We start from the raw sequence: 23821 nt of genomic DNA, 5'->3' as shown, positions 1-23821 counted from the left end.
AAGTGTAGCGATACATTGAGCTAACCGATACTAATGAACCGTGAGGCTTAACCTTACAACGCCGAAGATGTTTTGGCGAAAGACAGACACAAGATTCAGTTTGATTACAGATTAGATTGACATGCAAAAGCGTGTTGATAAACAGAATTTGCCTGGCGGCTGTAGCGCGGTGGTCCCACCTGACCCCATGCCGAACTCAGAAGTGAAACGCCGTAGCGCCGATGGTAGTGTGGGGTCTCCCCATGCGAGAGTAGGGAACTGCCAGGCATCAAATAAAAGCGAAAGGCTCAGTCGAAAGACTGGGCCTTTTGTTTTATCTGTTGTCTGTCGGTGAGCGCTCTCCTGCCCAGGACAAATCCGCCGGGAGCGGATTTGAACGTTGCGCAGCAACGGCCCGGAGGGTGGCGGGCAGGGCGCCCGCCATAAACTGCCAGGCATTAATTAAAGTGAAGAAGCCCATCCTGACGGATGGGCTTTTTTGCGTCTGTGCGGCGTGCCGCCTTATCCGGCTTGCAGGGGCCGGGCTGAACGTATTTTGTAGGCCTGATAAGCGCAGCGCATCAGGCACATCACAACACCGCACCATCGGGTGCAAAGCTATATCCTGAGCCTCCATAACACAAGCCATCCTGCGGTATATGCGGTAAACCCCCAATCTGAATTTTCTGTATTACCTCCCGAAAATATCAGGATCGCCTGCGACAGTTACGTGTACCTTTATCTATAAGTAAGGGTCTATCCGGAGAATAAAGTGTTCGGAAAAATGGTATTAAACTACATGCCGGGGCTAAAAAATTTATTAGCGTACGATAAAAGCTGGCTAAAACATGATGTTAAAGCCGGGTTATCCGTTGCTGCCGTAGCACTACCGATTGCGATTGCTTACGCTGAGTTGGCGGGAGTCGGGGCTATCGTCGGGTTATATTCCTGCGTTTTGCCAATGCTAGCTTATGCGCTGTTTGGTTCTTCCCGCCAATTGATTGTTGGTCCTGATGCCACGACCTGCGCGGTGATTGCGGCCGTTGTGGTTCCTCTTTCTGCCGGAAACCCAGAACTTCACTGGCAGTTGACAATTGTCATGACTGTGATGATGGGGGGATGGTGCCTGCTTGCCAGTAAATTTCGCCTGGGTGCGCTTGCTGACTTGCTTTCGCATCCCATTCTAACGGGTCTGCTTAACGGGGTTGCCGTGACGATTATTGTCGGGCAACTCGGTAAGGTGTTGGGGATTACGCTTGATGAAGAGCAAGTGATTGAGAAGATCATTGCCCTGCCTGGCCGACTCTCAGAAATTCATTTATTAACCTTAGGTATCTCCATCCTAACGTTAGCGATTTTAATAGCTATCAAAACGTTTCGTAGCCAATGGCCAGCACCGTTGATTGCTATTGTGATAACAACGGCGCTGGTATGGATTACATCTGCGCAGCAGTATGGGATTGCCACTATTGGGGGATCGGGCTTTCAGTCTGGTTTGCCCGTCGTTCACTGGGGATCGTTTCAGCCTGGTCTGGCGCGTGATTTATTGATCCCTGCGCTGAACCTGGCGTTAGTCAGTTTTGTTAGCCTGATGCTAACCGCTCGCAGTTTTGCCGCAAAAAACGGATACGAAATAAATGCTGATGCTGAGTTCAGGGCTTTGGGTGTCGCGAATCTAATGTCTGGCTTATCTCAGGGGTTTGCGATTAGCGGAGCCGATTCCCGGACTGCGGTAAATGATTCCTCTGGAGGGAAAAGCCAGCTTGTTTCCGTTGTTGCTGCCTTAATCATTGGAATCGTCGTGGTATTTTTCACCCAGCCATTACAATTTATTCCGGTATCTGCATTAGGCATTGTTCTAATTTATGCATCGTGGTCATTAATTGATTTACGCGGACTCTGGAACCTGAGGCGAAGAAATAAACCCGCATTTCGCCTGGCGTTCTTCACCTTTGGCTGTGTTCTGATTATTGGTGTTATTCAGGGGATTGGCCTTGCGGTATTGCTGGGTCTGTTGCAGTTCCTGCGCACAGTTTTTCGTCCTACTGAACACTTATTGGGAATTGACGAACATGGAATGATTCACTCATTAGGTAATTCAACTGATGTGAAAATGATCCCTGGCGTGTTGATGTACCGATTTAACTCACCGCTGACCTATTTTAATGTGGCCTATTTTAAGCGCCGCGTTTTAAATTTAGTCGATGGTGCAGTACTACAACCTAAATGGGTGGTCATTGACGCCGTTTCTTGCTTTACCTATTCAGATATCAGCGTTCTGGCAACCATTAATGAGTTAAAACGGGACCTGAAGGGGCGGCAGATTAAGTTAATTCTTGCGGGCCGAAAAACGGAGTTAACACGCTGGTTTAAGGAGAGTCGACCGACAATGAAAGATGACGACATGATTCTGGCACCAGACCTTTATTTGGCGCTCCGGTTCATTCAAAGCAAAGAAAGCATGAGTGAGGGTGAATCTGGCGTTGTTGAATAATGCAGATTTAGGTAAGTGATCAGGCTGGATGGAAGGTCTGGGGGCGGATTTTTCGTCCAGCAGGACCTGACATTGATCGGAATCCACAAAGCAAGGAAATCAGCCCGTAAACTGATTTTGCCGAATCAACATAACGCCGGGCCCGAGGTGCCTGTGGCGATGAACATGCCCAGGCACCCATTTGCTAAAGGGCGATCAGCATCCGCGCGGGGACGGTGAGATCCCCGGCAGAGCATTGATACCGACATGCTACCTGAAATATAAGCAGTGTGACTGTTGTTAACCTTACGCTATGAATGCGACAGATCGCTTAAATGCTTTCCTTCCCATTGCTGGCTTCGAGCTCGCGGATCAAGCGCTTGTTGATCTTGCCGACGCTGGTTTTGGGAATTTCCGGGACTATCCTTATCTGCCGTGGGATCGCCCATTTAGTGATGTGGCCGCGGTCGACGAATCCTTGCAGATGTGCCGCTATGGCCTGCGGCTCCAGGTCTTCTCCTTCCTTGCAAACCACCAGAGCCAGGGGGCGTTCGCCCCACTGTTCATCAGGTATCCCGACGACGGCTACCGACCTGACCGCCGCGTGTGAGCTGATGAGGCTCTCCAGCTCCAGCGTGCTTATCCACTCACCGCCCGTCTTGATTACGTCTTTGATGCGATCCTTGATTTCCACTATCCCATGGGGATCGATAGAGGCAATGTCGCCGGTATGCAGCCAACTGCCATTCCATAGCTCAGCTCCTTTCTCGGGTTCCTTCAGGTAGCCCTGAGTCAGCCAAGGGGCTCGCACCACTATTTCACCCAGGGCTTCGCCGTCGTGCACTACCTCCCGACCTTCGCCATCAACGATACGCAGATCCACCAACGGAACAGGCAGGCCGGTTCGAATCCGCAAGGGTAACTGCTCATCCATGGGAAGGGCCAGCTCGGCATCGCTTAAGTGGGTCATACAGAGCAGGGGACAGGTTTCAGACATACCATAGCCAGCGTGAATGCGTATGCCCTTATGATGGGCCTGTGTCGCCAGTCCAAGGGACAGTGAACTGCCACCCAGCAACATCTTCCATCCTGACAGATCGGTCCGTGTGGCTTCGTCGCACTCGAGGATCATTTGCAAGATGGTTGGCACACAGTGCGAGAAGGTTACACCCTCATCGTGATAGAACCGCACCAGCTTGTTGGGTTCGTAACGACCGGGGTAGACCTGCTTCACACCCAGCATTGTTGCGACATAGGGAGCGCCCCAGGCGTGCACGTGAAACATAGGAGTGATCGGCATATAGACATCGTTCGATCGTAGCAGCGACTGTCCCTCGTGGGCTGCCAGGAGACCCAGCTCATTGAGCGTGTGCAGGACCAGCTGACGATGGCTGAAGTAGACCCCCTTGGGATTGCCCGTGGTTCCAGTGGTGTAGAACAAGGTCGCTACCGAGTTTTCATCGAAGTCGGGGAAGTCAAAGCGATCTCCCGCTGCGGTCAGCAGGGTCTCATATTCCCCCAGCACCGGCAGGCTGGTTGTCTTCGATTCTTCGTCGCTAAGCTGGATGTATCCCCGGACAGTGGTTAGCGTCTCTGCCAGTGACTCGACAACCGGCAAGAAGTCGTCGTGCACCAGTACCAGGTTGTCCTCGGCATGATTCATGGTGTAAGCGATTTGGTCCGCCGAGAAGCGGACGTTCACCGTGTGTAGCACGGCACCAATCATAGGTACCGCGAAGAAGCACTCGAGGGCGCGATGGCTGTCCCAATCTAGCAGGGCTACGGTGTCTCCAGGCATGACACCGGCCGCTGTCAGCATGTTTGCCAGGCGATGGATGCGCTGTTTGAGGGTGCGATAGTCGTAACGCAGCTTGTCGGCGTAGACGATTTCTCGCTCGGGATGAGAACGCCCACCCGACAGCAGCAAGCTCTTGATCAGCAGCGGATAGGCATGGGCTCCCTGCGCTGACTGTATGACTCTTGTTTTCACTATCCAGGTTCCTCGTTGACTCATTATTTGCTCGGTATGACGGCAATTGTAGATGAAGGTTGGTATTTACTCCCTGGCGTTTGCTTCAGATGTCGAGGCGGCGCACCAACTCCAGCCCCTGGGGATGAATGTGCGTACCCTACAACGCCATCTGGAAGAGGGGGGGGGGCGACCTTCAGCGAGCTTATCAATGAAATGCGGCGCGACCTGGCGCTCCCGCAACAGTATTGTGCCCAAGGTTGTTCAGATAAATTACTCAAATCTGGCCTATGGATAAGCACGCCAGACAAAGAGGTGTGCCTGATACCGCTATATTTTTTGCAGTACCATCGTGGTTCCAGTGAAAGGTTTAAGTGTCGTGATGAGGTGGGGTAGGAGTCGCTGTTGGCAGAACGATAAGAAATCTCGCGGAGCCCAGAAAGCAAAAAACCCGCCATAGGCGGGTTCTTCTAAATAGTGGTGCCGGACTCGGAATCGATCTTTTGTTTTATCTTTATGATTTATAAGTAAAATTTTTGATGTGATTATATTTATGCCCTCATTTGTACCCTCATTCCCGATTGGTATGAATCCGAAACCCGAATCGGTGACGATAAGTGGGATACTCGCCTCAGGCTGATGTGTTGATACTTTATGATGGTCCTTTGTCTGGTGACGCTCCTGGTGCGTTACAGAATCCAGTAACAAACCACCAGAAGAAAAGCACCAGGAACGTCAGTATCATATTGTCCATAAGCAGGCGAACCTGGCAAGGGGTTTGTTTAACTCTGCACTGATACTGACATTTCACATATGTGCAGGCCCCTGATTACTGTCCGGATGCCAGCATTCCAGGGTAGTGACGTGCGATGATGTCATTCAGCTTATCGACCAGTTCTTGCCGCTTAAAGGTGATATGAGCAGTTCCCTTCTGAAAGTATTTGATTGCAAACATCTCATCCTCGTAACGATTGCTGTGCCTGTTTTCATGGATATGATTGGCGAGACGACGGGTGACGTCGGCACGGTTGTCGGGAACCGGTTTTCCGTCCAGAAGCATCAGCATCCGCTCAAGGTCAGCTAACCGATCGCGTTGCCAGCCCCAGAGAAGCCCAAATCCCCACCGGTCACATTTGACTAGCCCACTGACGATGATTTTCCCTCCAAATTTACAGGGGCTGTTCGTCTTAAAATCCCAGCTCAACCCTTTGAAGACGTTAATGACACCCCGCTCAAACACATCACCTTTATTCAGATACAGTTGCTCAAAAGTGCTCAGAATGTTGGCTTCGCTGACTGCAGGAATGTTCTCCCCCCCAAGATTTCTGTACCACTGATCACGAGCCTGAGCGTCCATGATGGAAAGCATCCCTGACTTTTTCATTAAATCGCGCCATATACCACGATCGAGATTACGGGTAATGGCTTTCATCGCTGTTTCTGGTTTTTCCATCAACCAGCAACCACGGCGGAATTCCTGCTTCATGGCCCAGTCCAGAGCGGTTTTACCGCCAATACTGCGGGTCAGTGTTGCAATATCGCTAAGTTGTTGCATGAGCACTTCAATCTGCGCCAGCGCCGCATTACGTCCGGTGACGATGCGCTCAATGCTGGTGGAGCAAATAACGTCTGTGTGGCCGGTTAATACTTCGGGTTCGTTAAGAGTAAGGTCTGACATCATTTATTTCCTTATATAAAGCAAAGTGCCAGTCGGTGAGGGCTGGCGCTTATGGGTAAGTGATGAGTACGGACAGGTAATTAATCTGTACTGGTCTGCTGCAGACGCTGAAGATCGCGAACATCCCTGAGTGCCTGTTCAATCCATGGCAACAGCACGGCTGAATCGGTATTTACTTCGTCGTTATCGAAGATAATCCCGCTGTCGCAACAGATGTTGTCCTGCAGCAAGCAAATCAAAATATCGAGAGCGGTTTCAGTGGTTAATTCTGGCATGTGAAAACCTTGTGGTGATTGAGGTGGGGTTACCAGTCGAAAACGTCAAAGCCGGGCAGCACTTCGCCAAAGGCATCCAGATGAACAATGCCAACGGCGTAGCGACGGATAAGCGTTATCACTAACCGGCGGCAGGCTTTCGACAGTCCGAGGCGTTTGAGCCGTAATACCGGAAACGACCAGGCATACAGGCGAATCAGATAACCTGAACCAGTGTACATAATCCATTCCGACTCGCCGAAGTCTTCGCGCTGATGTGACAGGGCGTACAACAGTGAATTGTCTTCCTCCGTGAGGTGCGCAGTACTGCAGCACATCCCCGGTAATGATGTAAAAGGGGGCCGTGGGAATTCAACGGCGATCTTCCCAGGTTCATCCGCGATCCGCAGTGAGCAGCCGTTCTGGTTTACCGCGGCGATCAGTTCGGACAATTCAATACCATCGACATCCACTGCGATACGCCCCATGTTGAGGGCCAGAACGTTGATGGCATCAGCTTCCACGTTGAGAGACAGCTTCATCGGGTCATCTTGCTGTATTTGCCTGTAGTGATATCTGTCACCGCTCTGTAGCCGTTACGTGTCATCAGTCCACAGGCCTTACGGGCGCGGAGAATATCGATACTGCTGATAAGCGGTGACTGCTCTGTAGTGCTGGATCCGTAACGGTCAGTGCGTACCAGATCGTATTTTTCGACGATAAAATTGACGGCATCACACAGGGAAATACCGGCGTCAATGTGCTCCTGAATCACGTCGTCGTTGCCAAACGGCGTGTCGTTTAGCGCCAGACCGTAGTGATGATCCAGCAGGTGGCTCAGAAGTCGCTGCCAAATCTCCACGGGTGACAGACGTGGAGAAGCCTCCCGTGCCGGGGATACGGGTTGTGTTTGCATAAGGGGTATCTCGTTGTTGAAGGGGTAAAAAGAAAGGTGTTGCGGGGGTTATGACGTTACTGATGGTGTCGGATAAATCGCTATATAGATATAGCCATGCGATCCGAGTGAGTCAGCCTCGCAGGTCAGTCCCTTTGCATACAGCGTGACGCAGTGCTGATGGCGGGGACTGAGTTCGCCGGAAACCAGCATCAGTTCCATTTGCTTCAGCAGTACCGGAAACGCTTGGTCGAGATGGCGCAAATCCGCGTCGGTGAATGTCCCGGTGATGCTGGCGCGGTCGGCCAGATAATGCAGCCGGTTGCCTTCCTGTACCAGCCGTGCACCGAAGCACGGGGTGATATTACGTTTCAGTCCCCACCACGGTTCAGAAATATGATGATTTGCCGGCAGTGTTTTATTCAACAAGGTCGTGCTCCTTGAATATGAGTTAACTGAGGGTGACGCTGCGCAGAACGACATACGGGCCGTTGCGGTCCTGGCGACGTTCAGCGAACACGGCCAGGACGCCGCTGATATCCTGGACCTCCTTCCCTGCATAGTGGCAGACGCTGCCGGACCAGGCGTATTTTCCGGAACAGAAGCGAAACAGCCTGGACTCAGGATGCTGGCGATATAGCGCCATCGCCTGACGTTTGCTGATAATCTTCATCGCTGCTCTCCTTACAGCCAGCCGCGTTCAGCGAATGACACTACTTCCATGCCGCCAACCACCAGATGGTCCGGCAGGCGGATATCCACCAGGTCCAGTGCCTGCTTAAGACGTTCCGTGAGGCGGCGGTCAGCCTGGCTGGGCTCCGCCAGGCCTGACGGATGGTTATGGGCAACGATGACGGCGGCTGCGTTATGTTTCAGGGCGGCTTTCACCACTTCCCGGGGATGGACTTCGGTATGACTGATAGTGCCGGTGAACAGTATCTCGTGGGCAATGAGGCGGTTCTGGTTGTCGAGGAACAGCACCATAAACACTTCGCGCTCTTCCCCTGCCAGGCGCAGACGCAGCCAGTCCCGGGTGGCACCGGCGGAGGTGAAGGCCACACCGGGTTCACGCAACTGGCGCTCCAGCAGGTTCATTGCCCGCCGTAACGTTCGCCGGGCATACGGGGACAGGGGGACTTCCTGGTGTGGTGAGGTCAGTGACGGGAACATATCAGGCTGCGATGACGTGGGTAAGGGGGCCGGATTCGTCATGGTTATTCCCCTAATCAATGATACGCATAATTGCGTGGCAGTCCGGGTGCAGCAGGGCATAGTCCCGCAGGCGATAATAGTGCTCCGTCATGGCATCGCATTCGGTGCGGCAGGCGTGATGACTGTAAGCGATAAGGCAGACGGCTATCCCGGCAGCCTCAGCGCTCATCTCTGCGCCGTTACCGTTCATGCTGTTAAACAGTGTCCATTTCTCATCGTTTTCGTTCTCCGGGGCCATAAATGCACCGCCATTGCTGAGGGTAAAGAAATTCCATATCCCGCCGCTGTAGTCCCTGCAAAACCGGTCCATCCAGCCAAAAATGTGGGGTTCAAGGGTTATCCACTGCGGTATGCTGCCAAACTGCTGCGGCCAGAAGGCGGCACGCTGTTCATCGGGTACGGGCATGCATTCGATGCGGTCTGTATCAGTACGTGGTGAGGTGAGAGATTCAGTCACCGGACTGGTCAGGGTGAGTATGTTGTTCATTTGATTTCCTTTGTATTTTCATGTGGGTTGTTGTGACAAAGTGACGGACAGAACTGCACATAGCCATCATCATCACAGCGTGAAGGCCAGTGCCCCTCAGGGATACTTATGCCGCACTGGCTGAGTTCACCGGGACGATAAAGAAGGTGAGAGCACCAGGCGCACAGGTCGTCATCAGAGATGGAGCGGCAGCTTTGCTCACTGATCAGGGAGAACGGATGTGGCGAAACCTGAATCACGCCGCCAGGAATACACTGCATTACTTCAGGCTCCCGAGCAGGCTTTCCGCCATTACCCACAGGGCGCGGTTGAGCTTCACGTCGCCGTCAATGCCGTTAACCGCACGGGTGTGGGCCCGTTTACCTTTCGTTGTTCTGCCCGGCAGACCGCCTTTAATCAGGTTTTCCTGGATACGCTGGTAGGTGGTCCACAGGTCGGAACTTTCATCCTGCCAGCGTCGCGCAGACAGAATCTGTGCTTCCGTCACCGGCTGGTGCTCTTCCCCAAAGCGGTACGTCAGGGCGGCTCTGGCAAACGCCTGCTGTGCCGGCGGAGGAAGTAGCAGTGACTGCATGGCATCCCGCTTCTCCTCCACCCGGTCAAATATCCCCAGCACCTCATAAGCCCCTTCAATGACTTTATCCACCACATTCCCCTTGTGCGGTACGCGAACCTCACCAAAGGTTTCGCCACAGACAAGTCCGTTCTGGCAGACAAAGCGAAACAGGCCCGGCAGCATCTGGTATGAGCTGGAGCCGTCGTGGCTGTTAAGCAGGATGATTTCGGGGACCTGTTTACCGGTGATTTGCCCCTCACGCCGCAGACGCAGCATGTGCTTTGTGTGGTCGCGTTTATTCAGGTCGCGAACGCGGGTCTGGCAGGCAAAGAACGGCTGGAAGCCTTCCCGCTGCAGATTATCAAGCAGTGTGATGGTCGGGATATACGTATAACGTTCTGAGCGTGATTCGTGCTTTTCTTCACTGAATACGCTGGGCACATAGTGTGCCAGTTCATCACGGGTCAGTGGGCGGTCGCGGCGTACGAGACTGGCCGCACCAAAACGGCTGGCTAAGCGCATGGTTAATACCTCTGATATCGGGTTAAAGGGCATAAAAGCAGAAAGGCCATGCTCCGGAAGGTGCATGGCCTGTGGGGGACTGTGTTCTGTTGAAAAATGAGCAGGACTTCGCCGCTCAGTGGCTCAGTGGCTGTGGTGACACAGGAATACCGTCGCTGATGAGATAGCGGTTCAGCATCTCTCCGGCCTGCGGGGCAAAATTCCAGTCCCGCCATATCAGCATGCCACGGCAGTCGCGGATGACCAGACGAAAATGGGGCCCTGGTCGTCTTCGACGGTGACGTTGAGATAGCGTGCGGCCATGGCTTCCGCCTGTCGGCGGGTGAAGGGGCCGGGTGGCAGCGACGCATTATCAGTGGTCTGCATATCTGATCCCTGATGAGAAACAAAAGAAAACGCCCCGCTCAAATGAGCAGGGCGTCGGCGGTGTGAAATACTGATGCAGTGGTCAGGGCTGGCGGGTGTGTGCTGCCTGAACCGGGATATGCGTCATGGACTGAGGTTCCTGTTGTCGTGAGCGTGAATGAATTCAGAAAAAAGGCGTTACCTGTCTTTATTACGGCAGGGCATATTTCGGCAGACAGCCGCTGTCCCCGAACGCGGGAAGGACCTTCCCCGCACCGTTAAGCGTAAACACGGCTGCCTTTACGCCCTCCCCGGACACAATGACCCGCTTACCGGTGCGCAGTTTATCCCATGCCCATGCCACGTTGTCTGAGCCCACATGTGACTCGCTGTCACTGACGCTGACAGGCTCCTCATCGTCAATTTTCATGTCCAGCGACTGGCCGTTATCCATCCTGACCTGATGACCGTTTGCGTCGGTGAAGGTCAGGGTGGCCGCTTGTGAGCCGGTGTCTTCGCAGGTCAGGTAAAGCTGTGACTGTCCTTTCCCCAGAATTACAAACTCAGACACGCCCTGACCCCAGCCGCTGGCCCAGGTATCACGGTTACCGAAGGCCTGTGACACTGCCGGAGTCAGAGCAGATATCAGAAGAGTGAAAAGCAGTATTTTCTTTTTCATAGTATTCCCTGAGGGTGATGGTTAAGACGATACGGGTCTCTCCTGAAGACATTGAGACGCGTTAAGAAAGAGGGCTGATAAGTGATACTGGCGATATCACTGGCTGACGGTGAATGTGCCCTGATCGGTGAACACCCGGGCCTCAACAAAATTGCAGGCTTTACCAAAATCCAAAGTGTGACCAAATTTCCAGAAGACACTCTCAGCGAAGGTCATTTTACGGGGTGTGAACGGTTTATCTGTGGGCCACCAGCCGTCCACGTTCCGGCCCCTGTAGGCTATTTTTCGGTGTGTCAGCATCGGACATTTTCCCCGGTTAACATCGATTTTCTTTATCAGAACGGTGTCGGTTTTTGCTGTCACGGTGACATAGACGCAGCCATAGCACTCAGGACCGGCATGGCTGACCTTCACTGTAACGGGCGTATCACTGGCGGCCAGGGAAGGAAGTGAGGTGAACAACAGACTGGTGGTTAGTATCATAAAAAACCTTTTCATTACTTTTCTCCGGACGAATGCGCTCCTGCGATTCATCGCATTGATTTTTAATCAGTAAATGGCTGAATACAGTATCCCTGAGGAATTCTATAACCGGATATTTACCAGGGATAATGAATAAAACCGATCGGGTCGATCGACAAAATCGATCGTGACAGGGCAAAATTATTTATCGAAACGGAAGACAGGCTAATCGATGTGGAAGTCAGCCAAAGAAGAAGGACCAGACGGTCCGGGCCGCTCGGGCCACGGTGTGTGTGACGGTCTGGAGCGCGTAACGTGCAGCCTGTGGCAACGGGGCCAGGTCGATGACTGCGTCAATCACTTCCACCACGGCATCGCCAAAGCTGTTGCGGGCGGTAGTGATAATGCCGGGGGTGTGGTACCCGCTTTGCAGGTGAGGCACCAGCGGGCTGCGGGCCTGCTTTGGGAGACGGGTAATCATCGCCTCCACCAGACGGGGAAGGTGGTACCGCCCCCTGACTGACACCGGAAGAATATTCGTCTCTGCTGTTCCCATCTGACGGGCCACGGTCTGTTGTTTCTGTATAATACGTTCAGCCTGCAATGCTGATGGCTGCGCCGATAACCAGTTCCAGTGCGCTGCAGGTTCGGTTTTATCCACCTGGTTGAGGACCCATAACACCGGTGGCAGCGGTCCGCTGTATTGTGCGAATACCTCCTGATAAAAAAGCTCTTCCACCGAGAATGCGCGGTCATCGGCCTTGAGCACCCACAGCACCATATCGAGTTGTGGCATGAGTTCGCGGTACAGCTCACGGTATTCGTTGTCACGGCTGATGCTCTCTCCCGCACCGGGTAAATCCACCAGCGTCAGGTAATGGTTACCGAAGCGCAGACGTACACGCTGAGGCTGACGGGTACAGGCCTCCACGGCATTCACCGCACAGACTTCACTCCGGAACAACGCATTACACAGCGAGGATTTGCCGACGCCGGTCTTGCCCATGATGCCAATCACGGGTTCATACGCGACGAGGCGGCTGAGCTCCCGGAGAAGATGCTGCCGCAGAATACGGGGATAGCGCCGCAGATGGCGACGGATAAGGGCATAGCCCGAAGGATGTTTCATATAAGCCTCGGCATAATAAAAGGCCATCCGGTGGGGATGGCCTGACTGAAGTAAACGGGAGGGAATTCACTGAGGTGATATATAACTGAGAAAAATTTAAAAATGCGGATATAGCATTTTATTCAGATATCAGCAGGGGCGCACGCCCCGCAGATATGTTTATTCAGTTTATGGTACGCATAAAAGGAATTTTGTTGACTTTTTTTGCAATTCTTAAAAAATATTCCCTGTGAATTGCTGATGTGTTTTTTAGTTTGTTATAACCACTCTTTTTTTTAGTCGCACTGATTTCTGTCTCCCTGTCAGCAAGACGTCGTCGGTGGGTTCTGTTGATGTTATCTTCCCTTTCTGTTCTTCTGAGCAGACGGGAGAATAATGTGCAGGGTTCATGACGCCGATAGCCAGGTGCAGTGACATCAGGGAACGGATTCAGTATGTCGGATATGAAAAAAGTTATTCCTCCTGGCGTGGGAGAACTTTTTTGTTTGTTGATGACTTCACGCTGGAAGTTGAGTAAGAAATTAAAGTCGAAGCCAGAAATACCTGCCCTGCATTCAATGTCTTCAGGGATGAATGAGTACCAGACCTCAATAATTTCCCTTATGAAGTCATGACTGACAGCCCCGCCCTGAATAAAAAATAACACATGGGCGAAAGGCTCAAAATTCTCATCCAGCATGCCCAGTCTTACATGTCCTGCTATCCGGCTGTACATTGTGCGGTGTTTTATTTTACTCATCATCGAGGCAAAGGCCATGTTAATCATGGTTAAGTCATCGGTGATGTGCTGAAGGAACCCGCCAGTTTCGTCATTGAGGTGAAAACTTATCGGGATTATTGAAATTTTTCCGGATGCTTTATTTTTTATTGTGTCATATTCATTCTGGATTTTAAGTAACACATCTTCTTTGTGAATAAGATTTTTCTTCAGTTCCTCTTTATATTCTGGAGTTGCTTCGCAATGAAGTTTCAAATGTTTATGCGTTCCCACGAGAGAACGGGGTGAGCCAGGGTGTAATGAATTCTCATATTTAAGAATGTCCGACAAAAGATTGCATGCGTAGCCATCTGTTACCTGCGTTTTTCTTTTTTTAGTGGAAAGTTTATCAGGCGGTATTTTTTCACATTCTGCATCTTTAAAGCTGATGAAGCTGTATATGTCAGCCAGGTCCACGTAACGTATGGGTTCCGATGGATACGTGGCATCTATCTCCCTTAACCTCAGAAAGTTCACTTCATAAAAATCATTCAGTCCGTCCCTTCTCATTCTGCTCTCCCGAATACTGGTTCTGTTTTTATACCTCCGAATTATATCGTATAAAGCTCTGAATTAAGAGTGATTAGATCACAGAACCGGCATGGTAAAACATAGCCTTTTAAGCATTATTCAGAGCTTATGATTGTCTCTTAATTAATTGAATTAAATGAATTATATATAATTTGTTTGTCATTTTTTGTGTGTTTGTTTTTTTCTGTTGTTTCAGATTGTTATGACATGATTTTAAGGTGAAAACGATTCTGACTGTCTTTTCAGGCGACTGAGGGTGTTCCGTTACTTCCGATCAGCGTCTTACAGCGAGACTGTTTTTCCGACTGTGTTTACCTGGTCAGGGAGTATCTTATCCTGTCATCCAGTTGCAGAGCATTCTGTGGTCTGATTGTTATCGCCGGGGAGAATGCAGTTTCCCCTCGAAAATAAATACGTTAGCCCGTCATGAATTTACCTTTTTTCATGTTTTCCGGGCCGCGCATGGAATGTTTTTCCTGAGTAACCAATAATTACTCTCTTACTTCCACGTTTTTTGTGCCTGAAAATACCGGGGGAGTAATCAGGAAGAAAAGCCCGTACCGGCATAAATAACGGCAAAATACTATTGCAGTAAATATTACAGTGGCAGGGTGACCCGTTCCGGGAGTCAAAAAGTATGCGTATACAAATCTTTCATGAGCACATGCCTGCTGTACAGGTATCAAGTCGGGGAAGACAGAAATGGTGTTCTAATATCATTAGAACACCATGGCGTGAATAACTTAAACCTGCGTGGTGAGCGTATTCTCTGGAGGTTACTGATTGTGTGAAAAGAAACATTAAGGTTATTAATGTTATTTTATAAAGAAGTGTTACTTGTCCAACTGCTTACACCTTTGTATCTAGGAATAATGACTCTTCAGTAAGTACAGCATTTCTTCGTCTACCGGATGATGATTTCTTTTCAGACATCCCGGTACGTTCAATGTTTACTAACATCATTGTTTATTATTTGCCGTAAAGCATAATGATTGTCAGACTTTCCAGTGTGATGAACATTCATTCCATTTTACAATAAGAAATTACTGTTACAGTACATGTGAAAAATGATACGCAATAACATACTTTCATGGCTGACAACCTGAATCGGTATTCTGCATAAAAAATTAATCTCTCCCGTAATCTCATGACCAATAACTGTTATGGGATATTTATCATGGAATACGTAATCAACTCAAACCACAAACCAGACTATTCTCTTCAGTCAGTATTATTTAACCATCAGGACCGGTTATTTGACTGTCATTCGAAATTACTCATGCTTCGGGTGGATTTCGCATACAGGAAAAACTCTGATTCATACGCGTATGGTGATATTCATCAACTGGCGGCTGAGATGACATGGCTGACTGAGCAATGCGCAGAGATATCTGGTCTGGAGGGATATGCCTGGGTAATGGAATATGGGGGAGATCACCGTTACCACATTCATGCGGCGTTTTATATCAATGGTCAGAGCCACCGGAAGGCCTGGTGCTTCTGGAAATCCATCCAGTTGCTGTGGGAGGACATTACGGACGGAGAAGGCTACGCGCACCGGTGTGAGCCTAAGGGACATTACCGGGTGCGAGGTGAACGAGTAATCAACTTTTCAGATCGCAGAGGAAGGGAAGGTATGCAGTACATCCTGAGCTATCTGGGTAAACAGTCGCAGCGTACAGAGCGCCGGATTTACAGAGTCAGCGCAGTCCCGGTAGTGTCCGTAACAGGCAGACCCCGGAGTCGCGTTATCGGCTAAAAAATTACGCCAGTGCGTCATCGTTTGAAGAAGTCTGCACCATTCGAATACCTGGCTTCTTCTCCCTTATCACCAACGGAGAAAAAACGATGACCATCCCAACCAGCCTTCTTAACGACAAGTTTGTCGATATGGCGTTTATCACAAAACTGACCGGCTTAACCGACAAATGGTTCTACAAACTGATTTCATTGGGTGAGTTCCCTAAACCCATCAAACTTGGTCGTAGCTCTCGCTGGCTTGAAAGCGAAGTGGAGGCCTGGCTACAGCAACGTATTGCTCAGTCCCGTCAGTAATCTATCGAACGTAATCACATTGCCCGTGTGATCTAACGCCACCAGTCATATGACCTGCACTGCTGCCCTCCCCGGGACGGTTTACGCCTGCGCGTCATACGCCAAAGGACCAATATTATGACGACTTACGCCAAATCTTTTATCGCGCTTGATGGCAATCAGCTTCTTACAGGCGCCACCACTGCACAGATTTCCCCTTACGACCGCTACTCTTGCCACCTCTGCAGCAGTGCGCTGGCATTCCACCCTGAATGGGCCTCCAACCACCCGTGGTTCTAGCACACATGGGAAGATCTGGCGGAGAACGGACGCCACTGCCCGTATGTGCCCCGTGAGCCGCTGGAGGCGCGACGGAAACGCATGCTGCGTCGTTACCATTGGTACGCAAGGCCGACGGGCACCGCCTTGGTTGCTTCAGCGAGCGCTACTGCCTGCCCTGTCGTACCGGTGACCACAGTACCGAACGTTGCGCAGAATACACCTGCGTTATCTTCCACCTGCTATCAGGATCCCATGACAGTATTTACACCATGCAATTTCGCACTATTCGTACCGCCCTTGACCACGAGGGCGTAGTCACTCACCTCTGGGATTTGGCTCCGCATTCACGGGGGATCTGGTTCTACCGTTCCTGCAACAATCCCCTGCGTCTGCACTGGACGCATGACAGCGGAGGTTATTTCGAACATAACTTGGAAGACGCTGACGAACGCAGGTTAACGCATTGTGAGTACCGGAGCATTACCCAGGATAAATCGGTATCCACTTTTGACCAGGCTGTGAATGCACTGATGGAACGTGATGATATATACGCCACAGCGCCTTCAAAAAAGGATTACTTCTGCGTGCTCTGTCAGCATGAAGATTATGGTATTCGCTGCTGTCCGGAGTGCGGACAGCATATGCGCAAAAAATAAACATCAGATTCTTTGTTGACGTACCGCTGGTAACATTAATGCTCTAGCCAGTTGCTTTAGTGATATTTCCGGAAGTTTGTCACAGTTCATCAGACCATTTCAGCCCGCCCTTAAGAAGTGATCGGCTTATAGTTTTCAGGTCCCTTCCGTCCTGCAATCTCGGAGGTGATGATCTTCGTAATTTTGGAGTCAGCCAGAAATCCCTTACTGAACTGAGCTCTGTTTTCGCGAATGAATCCTTTCAGAGCATTGTAGGTTCGCAGACGATACACACCGAGTTCAGGCAGTGAGGCTTTCAAGTTGAAATGGTTTTTTTTGATAATGTTTTCCACTTCGCTGAATATTGTGGGGGCAGTTTGCTCGTTGTTGATTTGCTGTGCTTCAATAAACGAGGCAGGAATACGATTTGCTTCCTCTTTGAGCAGACTGTCAATAATCTCGTTGGTCACTCTGGTTCTGTCACCGAGGACAAAGAAGAGATCCCACGCAAAGCGTTCTAGTTGGCGAAAGTTTCCTGGCCAAGGAGCGCACAATATTTTATCTATAACACCCTCTTCATAAACCGTAAAAAGCTGCGACAGCGCCTGCATCGATTTTCCATCGCTGGCAAAAACGGGCTGGTTAAAGGATTTCCATCGGTAGAGCGTGAGGATGAGTGTTAACAACGCGTGAGCACGGTCCTCAGCAAACAGCTCGTTGAGTGATTTGAATTTCACTACGTCTCGGATACGGTGAAACAAATCGCGGCGTAACCGACCTTCGGCCAGCAGGCGCGAGACAGGCTCATTGACCGCGAGTACCACTTTGACATCGTATTTTGTCTTCGACGCATCCTCCCCCACTTTGCTGATCCAGACGTCGTTACTGATAGCGGACAATAAATCCAGTAACTGTGTTTGTGAGGCCAAACTTGCGCTTTGCAATTCATCCAGGAAGAGCACACCATTATGTGCTTCTTCAAAAAAGCCATTTTTGTCGATCGCGTCGGTAAATGCACCTTTCGTTGATCCCCGCATGCGGGTTTCCAGCAATGTTTCACTGACTGCGGCAAGGTTAATTTCAACCATTGCTTTACCCATCTTCGTAGCCAGATGTTTAGCCGCCGCGCTTTTTCCAGTGCCGGTATCTCCCTCGATAAGCAAGGGGCCATGCTTGATGTGAATACCTGTGTCTTCATCCAACCGTAATTGCGAAGTCCTGGCAAACAGCGACGCCAGCACGGTGTTGAAAATTGAAACATCTCCGCCGGTTTTATTTCCGGATTTTGCCAGTGCAATAGAGGTATTTCCTGCGCTGAGGAATGCAGAAAGGGAACGGATAAATTCGTTACGGTCATCCTCCCGATACAGCGCTGAGCTTGATGGCGAGCTGTCTGGCAACAAAAAAACCGTTTTGCGCGTCACGATAGTTCGCGCCTGACTGACAAAGAGGCGGTCATTAACCTGATCGTAGGGATCCGTTATCGCTAAGTCGGAAAATAGGTTATGTTCATTTTGTAATACAACACCGGGTCCTTGAGCGGTAATTAACGCGATCCACTGCATAAAGTTCGGATATCTTTTCTCCAGTGCTTTGATATTTTCCTGTTTCACAAGCAGATTCAGCGCCTGCTTCCATTCATCCATTACGGCCTGCGAAATCATGTCTGTGATATCACCGGTAAGTGAAACCGTCTGTTGGCGGGATGATTTCAAGCCGGCCTGATACCAATACAGCGCCAAATCGGCGGGACGTTTCTCTTCGCTAAAATTGATAATTCGAATATCCACAGTGTCGATTTCATCATTAAGTTAAATATTAAATAATGTTTTCATCACTAGACAATGAAGTCAACATAACATGAAATTTATAATTATTTGATAAGTAACGATTAATTTTTTATTTGAAAGTTGGCACGCAATTCGCATTAGTTATATCACTACACACAAACGAAGAGATAAAACGATGAATATCCAAATTGCGAGTCCAGACCAGATCAGTAAACTGTTAGCCTTTATTGCCGTGAAAGCCAAAGGGACACGCTTCGAAATCCCGGCTAGCTTGCTGCAAAACGTTGAAAGCGAACTGCGTGATTTCTGCAAAGCGCACCGTATTACGGTTCAGTTTAAAGATGCTTCAACCGGGCGTGTGATTGTTTTTTGTGCCGCAGGGGCGGCAACCGGAACGGTGGTGGGGGCGATGTGCGGCGGCATGCTTGGCGCGTTGACCGGCGCGCTGCTCGGGAGTGCGGCAGGCGCAGCTTTAGCGCAGATGCGTATTACCATTTATCCGGTAGCGGGTAGCGATAATCTTGTCTTGGCATTAGCCTAACTTTATACAGTGAACGCAGGTGCAGCGGTATGGCGCAGTACCTGTTTAAAAGGAAAAAATAATGAACAAAACTCTTTCACTCGTTGATGTATTACAACGCTCGCTGGCACAGAACAAAGAAGATATTACGCCACTGCTTGGCTATCTTAGCACCACCAAGGAAGAATTGAAGGTACAGATGGAGCGCAGCAGCACCCGTTCCGATGCTGAAAAAATTGCCCATTACCTGCGCAAAATGGGCAGCAATGATATTGCCAGCCTGTTTCGCAGTGGCGAAGGTGTGGAATATGAAGAAATCGTCTGTGATGTTGGCGAAAAGCTTAAGGTTAAAGGGGTCAACAAAAACATGTCGGTAGAGCTCAACGAAGAGTTCATCATTCAGCATCTCTTTTCCGATGCACTGAAAAAAATGAGTGATGAAGAACGCAGTGCGTTAATGCGTTCGATGAACCTTTCCGAGAAAGATCAGGGGGCAATTCTGGCGGGTACATTAATGGCCTCACAGGTGATGCTGAACCAGTTTGGCGGCTTTGCGGTGTATCGGATGTCCGTTATTCTGGCCAACATGCTGGCCCGCTCGCTGATGGGTAATGGCCTCAACTTTGCGGCAAATGCTGCTCTGGTACGCGGTGTCGGTGCATTCCTGGGGCCAATTGGTTGGATAGCTTCCGGTGCATGGCTGGCGGTAGAAATTGCAGGCCCTGCGTTTCGTAAGACGGTTCCGGCGATCGTACATATCGCGATGCTGCGTCAGAACGTATTAAAACGCCTGACTATCAGCGTAGTGGGAGATGGTTCCGTCGGCAAAGATGCGCTCTTTAAAAGCGTATTCGGTGTTGATACCGGCAATATCAATCCTATTGCTGGCTCTACATCCGATACTAAGGTGTATGACCTTGGTCACACAGGTACTATTAAACTTATTAACTTCCCTGGATTTCACGACGTGCGTTCCGAGGTCAATGACTTGGTGAATGATAATATCAAGCATACCGATCTGTTCCTGCTGGTGGTAGACGTCAACCGTGGTGTGTCAGGTCATGATGTGCAGACACTGGAGAAGTTAAAGGCGGAGGGCAAGCCTGTGTTGGTCTGTCTGAACAAGGTGGATATGCTGCGCCCGAATGATAAAGATAGGATGGTTCACGTCGCCAAAACACGCCTTCAGAACCCCTATGTGATTGAAACGGCCTTTGACCCTGATCCGCGCTTGTCGCAGGATGGTCCGATCGGCACACAGGTCGTGTTTGACTGGGTGGTAAATCAGTTAGAGGCGCAGGGTAAAGAGACCGCACACCTGAAAGCCGAGCAGAAATAACGTCGATATAACTAAGCCAGGGGCATGCTCCTGGTTTCGTCATTTTCTTCGGACTCAAGAGAACGCAACAGCGCACTTGCTTTGCCACAGTTGAATTTTGTGCCGTAACGATGTGCAAGCATGTAAGCATAAGGAGTCAAGGTATAGCGTGTTACTTAGTTACTCGGATTAACAATCCCAACGTACAGAGCGGCGGATTTACAGAGTCAGCGCAGTCCCTGCTCCGGCAGTCAGTGGCAGGCGGCGTACTGAAGCAAACCATTATCGATACCGGCATCGGCGATACCATCGGCATGCTGATGTCGCACGGCAACATTTCTCCGTACATCATGGCGTGGTTGATAACCGTGCTGATTCGTCTGGCAACGGGTCAGGGCGTGGTCTCAGCCATGACGGCGGCGGGGATTATTAGCGCAGCAATCCTCGACCCGGCAACCGGTCAACTGGTGGGCGTCGACCCGGCGTTGCTGGTGCTGGCAACAGCGGCTGGCTCCAACACGCTGACCCATATCAACGATGCTTCGTTCTGGCTGTTCAAAGGCTACTTTGATCTGTCGGTGAAGGATACGCTGAAAACCTGGGGTCTGCTGGAGCTGGTAAACTCCGTGGTTGGCCTGATAATCGTGTTGATCATCAGCATGATTGCATAACGTCGATACCGCTCTGGCCCACAGCGCCAGAGCGGTTTTCCATCCTGCCTCAACAATCCTCAATAATCAGATATACCGCCTTCACCGGACCATGCACCCCAACCACCTTGATAAGCTCAATATCCGCCGTCGAGCTGGGTCCACTGATGATATTAATGCACGATGGCATACGCTCACCGGCCTGTGCTTTCTGATGCAGTTTTTCTGCCAGCTGCGCCACGCGCGGCAGGATGGTGCTTTTACGCAGCACGAAAATCGAGGACTCCGGCAACAGGCTCAGGGAGCGCCCGCGCTCCGGCGCGGAAAACAGCACCACGCCGCCGGACTCGGTCAGGCCATATTCGGCATACACTACGCCGACTTTCGCCTGCTCGGCCTGGGTAATATTTTCGCTACCACGCGCCGGATCCCAGACCACGGCGTTGCATTCCTGCTGCAAGCGTTCGGTGATGCCCAGCTCCACCAGCCGGCTGTCGCCGCTCAGCACCACCGGCTGCTGACCCAATTCTTCGCACAGGCGCAGTGCCGCGTCTGCGGCCTGGTCCTCGCTGGTCAGTTCGCAGCGGGCCAGCATCACTTCGCTGGCAAACTGGATAAACGCAGAGCAGCGCTGCTCGGGGCTAAGCTCGGTCAGGCGCTCGTTGGCATAGTTGTTAACCAGTGCGGCATCCGCTTGCGGTTCGAAGCGCAGCGGGCGACCCAGCGCCTGGGCGATGGTGTTTAAAAACGCGGTACGGTTATCCATTCTTTTTCTCCTGCGCCTGATGTTTCTTAAACCAGCTGCGGAAGCTCTCGCCGTCAGCATCAGGCAGATCGCGCGCCTCCATCCAGTCACCAATCGCGCCAACCTTGAGCGGGGTTTTGCCGCCATTGATAAACCAGCTCGCCGCATGCGCGCCCGCCATCATCCCGACTTTCCACAGCCCCGGATGGCTATTGGCATAGGCGAACATCTTGATCGCCCGTCGCTCGGCTTTCGGCGTAATGCCCTCCTCGGCCATCACCCGGCGATGACGCAGGATCAGTTTTGACAACGGAATACGCACCGGGCAGACGCTGTCACAAGCCGTGCACAAAGAACAGGCGTACGGCAGGTCTTTAAAATCTTTATAGCCGCCGAGCAGCGGAGAAATCACCGCGCCGATAGGGCCGGGATAGATAGAGCCATAGCCGTGCCCGCCGATGTGGCGGTACGCCGGACAGGTGTTCATACAGGCTCCGCAGCGGATGCAGCGCAGCACATCGCGAAACTCTGAGCCCAGCACCTGCGAGCGACCGTTATCGACAATCACCAGATGGAACTCTTCCGGTCCGTCAACGTTGTCCGCCTCACGCGGGCCGGTCAGCCAGGTGTTGTAGCCCGTCAGACGTGCGCCCACGGCGCTGCGCGCCAGCATGGTAATCAGCACATCCACCTCGGCAAAGGTCGGCGCGATACGCTCCATGCCCATCACCGCAATGTGCGTTTTCGGTAGCGTGGTGCACATGCGCGCGTTGCCTTCGTTGGTCACCAGACACACCGAGCCGGTTTCCGCCACGGCAAAGTTACAGCCAGTAATACCGATTTCGGCACTGAGGAAATCCTCGCGGATCTTCTGACGAATGAACAAGGTCATAGCTTCCGGGGTTTCCGGGCCGTCATACCCCAGACGTTCGTTCAGCACGCGGCGGATCTGGTAGCGATCTTTATGAATCGCCGGAACCACGACGTGCGAAGGCGGATCCTGATCCAACTGCAGGATATATTCCCCGAGATCGGTTTCGATCACCTGGATTCCGGCATCCTGCAACACATGGTTGACGCCGATTTCTTCGGTCACCATCGACTTGGACTTCACCACCTTCTGCGCATTTTTACTCTGCGCGACCTGCAAAATGTAGCGAGTGGCGTCTTCTTTGGTTTTGGCGAAATAGACGTGTCCGCCGTTTTCCGTCACTTTCTCGGAGAGTTGGTACAGGTAAGCGTCGAGGTTGCTCAGAACGTGATCGCGGATCTGGCTGGCACGATCGCGCCAGTCTTCCCAGTGGCCTAACTCATCGACCATTTTTTGCCGATTCGCGCCGATACGCTCCTGCGCATTAGCCACGGCTTTGCGCATAATCGGATCTTCTATCTGCTGACGAATACGCAGTTTAAATTCTACATCGCTGGTTTTTATCGACATCTCTTTCCCCTCAGCGGCTCATCAGCACTTCAGCAATATGCATCACTTTGACCGGCTGGCCTTCCCGTTGCAGTCGACCGCCAATGTTCAGCAGGCAGCTAACGTCTGCGCCAATCAAAAATTCCGGCTTTGCGTCCATCAGATGTAATACTTTCTCTTTCACCATCTCACCGGATATCTCGGCCATCTTGACCGAGAACGTCCCGCCAAAGCCGCAACAAGTATCCTGATCGGCAAACGTCAACAGCTCCAGTCCGCGCACGTTTTTCAGCAGCGTAAGCGGCTCTTCCTTCACTCCCAGTTTGCGGGTCAGGCTACAGGAAGGATGATACACAGCGCGGCCCTGCAGGCTGGCACCAACGTCCACCACACCCAGTTTGTTGACGATAAAGGAGGTGAGATCCTGCATACGCGCGGAAACTTTCTCAGCACGCAGCGCCCATTCCGGTTCATCGGCCAGATACGTCGGGTAGCTTTT

Annotated in this window: 25 protein-coding genes, 1 rRNA gene and 3 pseudogenes; 9 read left to right on the top strand and 20 right to left on the bottom strand. The window is 51.3% G+C overall.

Annotated elements, in window-relative coordinates; all coding sequences use genetic code 11:
- The first annotated feature begins 151 nt into the window (after nucleotides 1-151).
- A 5S ribosomal RNA gene (gene rrf / locus OGY08_RS22690) occupies nucleotides 152-267 on the top strand.
- 484 nt (nucleotides 268-751) lie between these two features.
- Nucleotides 752-2473, top strand: coding sequence for a SulP family inorganic anion transporter (locus tag OGY08_RS22685; RefSeq protein ID WP_125363712.1), 1722 nt, complete (start codon nucleotides 752-754; stop codon nucleotides 2471-2473).
- A 310-nt stretch (nucleotides 2474-2783) separates the two neighbouring features.
- Here the strand turns inward: OGY08_RS22685 and OGY08_RS22680 are convergent, their stop codons facing one another.
- The 16 genes and pseudogenes from OGY08_RS22680 to OGY08_RS22605 all read right to left on the bottom strand — a co-directional run bounded on the left by OGY08_RS22680 (nucleotide 2784) and on the right by OGY08_RS22605 (nucleotide 13907).
- Complete coding sequence (locus tag OGY08_RS22680) at nucleotides 2784-4445, bottom strand: fatty acid--CoA ligase (RefSeq protein WP_125363714.1); 1662 nt, start codon at nucleotides 4443-4445, stop codon at nucleotides 2784-2786.
- Nucleotides 4446-5250: 805 nt separating this feature from the next.
- On the bottom strand, nucleotides 5251-6099 hold the full coding sequence (locus OGY08_RS22675) for a DUF4942 domain-containing protein (RefSeq protein WP_040229927.1): 849 nt from the start codon (nucleotides 6097-6099) through the stop codon (nucleotides 5251-5253).
- 80 nt (nucleotides 6100-6179) lie between these two features.
- Nucleotides 6180-6374, bottom strand: coding sequence for a DUF957 domain-containing protein (locus tag OGY08_RS22670; protein ID WP_047661001.1), 195 nt, complete (start codon nucleotides 6372-6374; stop codon nucleotides 6180-6182).
- A 29-nt stretch (nucleotides 6375-6403) separates the two neighbouring features.
- Complete coding sequence (locus OGY08_RS22665) at nucleotides 6404-6895, bottom strand: DUF5983 family protein (protein ID WP_040063379.1); 492 nt, start codon at nucleotides 6893-6895, stop codon at nucleotides 6404-6406.
- A complete protein-coding gene (locus OGY08_RS22660; protein ID WP_040063377.1) occupies nucleotides 6892-7269 on the bottom strand; it encodes a TA system toxin CbtA family protein in 378 nt (125 codons plus the stop codon). The genes OGY08_RS22665 and OGY08_RS22660 overlap by 4 nt, the downstream gene beginning before the upstream one ends.
- Before the next feature lie 48 nt (nucleotides 7270-7317).
- Nucleotides 7318-7677, bottom strand: a complete 360-nt coding sequence (locus OGY08_RS22655) for a type IV toxin-antitoxin system YeeU family antitoxin (protein WP_038633768.1) — start codon at nucleotides 7675-7677, stop codon at nucleotides 7318-7320.
- Between the two features lie 22 nt (nucleotides 7678-7699).
- Nucleotides 7700-7921, bottom strand: a complete 222-nt coding sequence (locus OGY08_RS22650) for a DUF987 domain-containing protein (protein WP_038633763.1) — start codon at nucleotides 7919-7921, stop codon at nucleotides 7700-7702.
- An 11-nt stretch (nucleotides 7922-7932) separates the two neighbouring features.
- Complete coding sequence (gene radC / locus OGY08_RS22645; RefSeq protein WP_038642868.1) at nucleotides 7933-8418, bottom strand: RadC family protein; 486 nt, start codon at nucleotides 8416-8418, stop codon at nucleotides 7933-7935.
- 52 nt (nucleotides 8419-8470) lie between these two features.
- The gene (locus tag OGY08_RS22640; protein WP_052322945.1) at nucleotides 8471-8866 is read right to left on the bottom strand and encodes an antirestriction protein; all 396 of its coding nucleotides are present in this window, start codon (nucleotides 8864-8866) and stop codon (nucleotides 8471-8473) included.
- A gap of 77 nt (nucleotides 8867-8943) precedes the next feature.
- Entirely contained in the window at nucleotides 8944-9207 is a 264-nt protein-coding gene (locus OGY08_RS22635; RefSeq protein WP_038633754.1) for a hypothetical protein, read from the bottom strand.
- Nucleotides 9207-10025 carry a DUF932 domain-containing protein gene (locus tag OGY08_RS22630; RefSeq protein ID WP_001234374.1) on the bottom strand — a complete coding sequence of 273 codons (819 nt, stop codon included), beginning with the start codon at nucleotides 10023-10025 and terminating at the stop codon, nucleotides 9207-9209. The genes OGY08_RS22635 and OGY08_RS22630 overlap by 1 nt, the downstream gene beginning before the upstream one ends.
- Before the next feature lie 115 nt (nucleotides 10026-10140).
- Nucleotides 10141-10391: pseudogene (locus OGY08_RS22625) on the bottom strand (DUF905 family protein).
- 190 nt (nucleotides 10392-10581) lie between these two features.
- On the bottom strand, nucleotides 10582-11049 hold the full coding sequence (locus OGY08_RS22620) for a YfjT/YkfB family phage-associated protein (protein ID WP_000727137.1): 468 nt from the start codon (nucleotides 11047-11049) through the stop codon (nucleotides 10582-10584).
- Nucleotides 11050-11145: 96 nt separating this feature from the next.
- Nucleotides 11146-11547, bottom strand: a complete 402-nt coding sequence (locus OGY08_RS22615; RefSeq protein ID WP_047660999.1) for a hypothetical protein — start codon at nucleotides 11545-11547, stop codon at nucleotides 11146-11148.
- Between the two features lie 205 nt (nucleotides 11548-11752).
- The gene (locus tag OGY08_RS22610; RefSeq protein ID WP_047661008.1) at nucleotides 11753-12640 is read right to left on the bottom strand and encodes a GTPase family protein; all 888 of its coding nucleotides are present in this window, start codon (nucleotides 12638-12640) and stop codon (nucleotides 11753-11755) included.
- 163 nt (nucleotides 12641-12803) lie between these two features.
- Nucleotides 12804-13907 (bottom strand): hypothetical protein, encoded by a 1104-nt coding sequence (locus OGY08_RS22605; RefSeq protein WP_047660998.1) that lies wholly within the window; start codon nucleotides 13905-13907, stop codon nucleotides 12804-12806.
- A 1198-nt stretch (nucleotides 13908-15105) separates the two neighbouring features.
- Between OGY08_RS22605 and OGY08_RS22600 the strand changes: the two genes are divergently transcribed.
- From OGY08_RS22600 to OGY08_RS22585, 4 genes and pseudogenes are all read left to right on the top strand, one after another.
- Nucleotides 15106-15687: an inovirus-type Gp2 protein gene (locus tag OGY08_RS22600; RefSeq protein WP_171278907.1), complete on the top strand. Its 582-nt coding sequence runs from the start codon at nucleotides 15106-15108 to the stop codon at nucleotides 15685-15687.
- A gap of 89 nt (nucleotides 15688-15776) precedes the next feature.
- A complete protein-coding gene (locus tag OGY08_RS22595; protein ID WP_049855636.1) occupies nucleotides 15777-15983 on the top strand; it encodes a helix-turn-helix transcriptional regulator in 207 nt (68 codons plus the stop codon).
- Nucleotides 15984-16100: 117 nt separating this feature from the next.
- Nucleotides 16101-16450, top strand: a pseudogene (locus OGY08_RS22590) (DUF7828 domain-containing protein); the annotation flags it as partial.
- A 63-nt stretch (nucleotides 16451-16513) separates the two neighbouring features.
- Nucleotides 16514-16900: a putative zinc ribbon protein gene (locus OGY08_RS22585; protein ID WP_001160600.1), complete on the top strand. Its 387-nt coding sequence runs from the start codon at nucleotides 16514-16516 to the stop codon at nucleotides 16898-16900.
- Nucleotides 16901-17010: 110 nt separating this feature from the next.
- Here OGY08_RS22585 and OGY08_RS22580 read toward each other — a convergent pair whose 3' ends face one another.
- The gene (locus OGY08_RS22580; RefSeq protein ID WP_137397612.1) at nucleotides 17011-18669 is read right to left on the bottom strand and encodes a sigma 54-interacting transcriptional regulator; all 1659 of its coding nucleotides are present in this window, start codon (nucleotides 18667-18669) and stop codon (nucleotides 17011-17013) included.
- A gap of 175 nt (nucleotides 18670-18844) precedes the next feature.
- On the opposite strand from OGY08_RS22580, the gene OGY08_RS22575 reads away from it, so the two are divergent.
- From OGY08_RS22575 to OGY08_RS22565, 3 genes and pseudogenes are all read left to right on the top strand, one after another.
- Nucleotides 18845-19210 (top strand): hypothetical protein, encoded by a 366-nt coding sequence (locus OGY08_RS22575; RefSeq protein ID WP_040229907.1) that lies wholly within the window; start codon nucleotides 18845-18847, stop codon nucleotides 19208-19210.
- Between the two features lie 61 nt (nucleotides 19211-19271).
- The gene (locus tag OGY08_RS22570; RefSeq protein WP_040229904.1) at nucleotides 19272-20528 is read left to right on the top strand and encodes a GTPase; all 1257 of its coding nucleotides are present in this window, start codon (nucleotides 19272-19274) and stop codon (nucleotides 20526-20528) included.
- 236 nt (nucleotides 20529-20764) lie between these two features.
- A pseudogene (locus OGY08_RS22565) lies at nucleotides 20765-21178 on the top strand (GntT/GntP/DsdX family permease); the annotation flags it as partial.
- A 49-nt stretch (nucleotides 21179-21227) separates the two neighbouring features.
- On the opposite strand, the gene OGY08_RS22560 reads toward OGY08_RS22565, so the two are convergent.
- From OGY08_RS22560 to OGY08_RS22550, 3 genes are all read right to left on the bottom strand, one after another.
- On the bottom strand, nucleotides 21228-21923 hold the full coding sequence (locus tag OGY08_RS22560; protein ID WP_125363516.1) for a LutC/YkgG family protein: 696 nt from the start codon (nucleotides 21921-21923) through the stop codon (nucleotides 21228-21230).
- Nucleotides 21916-23343 carry a LutB/LldF family L-lactate oxidation iron-sulfur protein gene (locus OGY08_RS22555; protein ID WP_003830092.1) on the bottom strand — a complete coding sequence of 476 codons (1428 nt, stop codon included), beginning with the start codon at nucleotides 23341-23343 and terminating at the stop codon, nucleotides 21916-21918. Before OGY08_RS22555 ends, OGY08_RS22560 begins: the two co-directional genes overlap by 8 nt.
- Nucleotides 23344-23353: 10 nt before the next feature.
- A partial coding sequence (locus tag OGY08_RS22550; protein WP_286565869.1) for a heterodisulfide reductase-related iron-sulfur binding cluster occupies nucleotides 23354-23821 on the bottom strand: 468 nt, incomplete at its 5' end.

It is taken from the genome of Citrobacter sp. Cpo069 (genome assembly GCF_030332785.1).
GTDB lineage: Bacteria > Pseudomonadota > Gammaproteobacteria > Enterobacterales > Enterobacteriaceae > Citrobacter > Citrobacter portucalensis.
The sequence above is the reverse complement of the archived record's forward strand: the minus strand, read 5'-3'. Positions and strand labels throughout refer to the sequence as shown.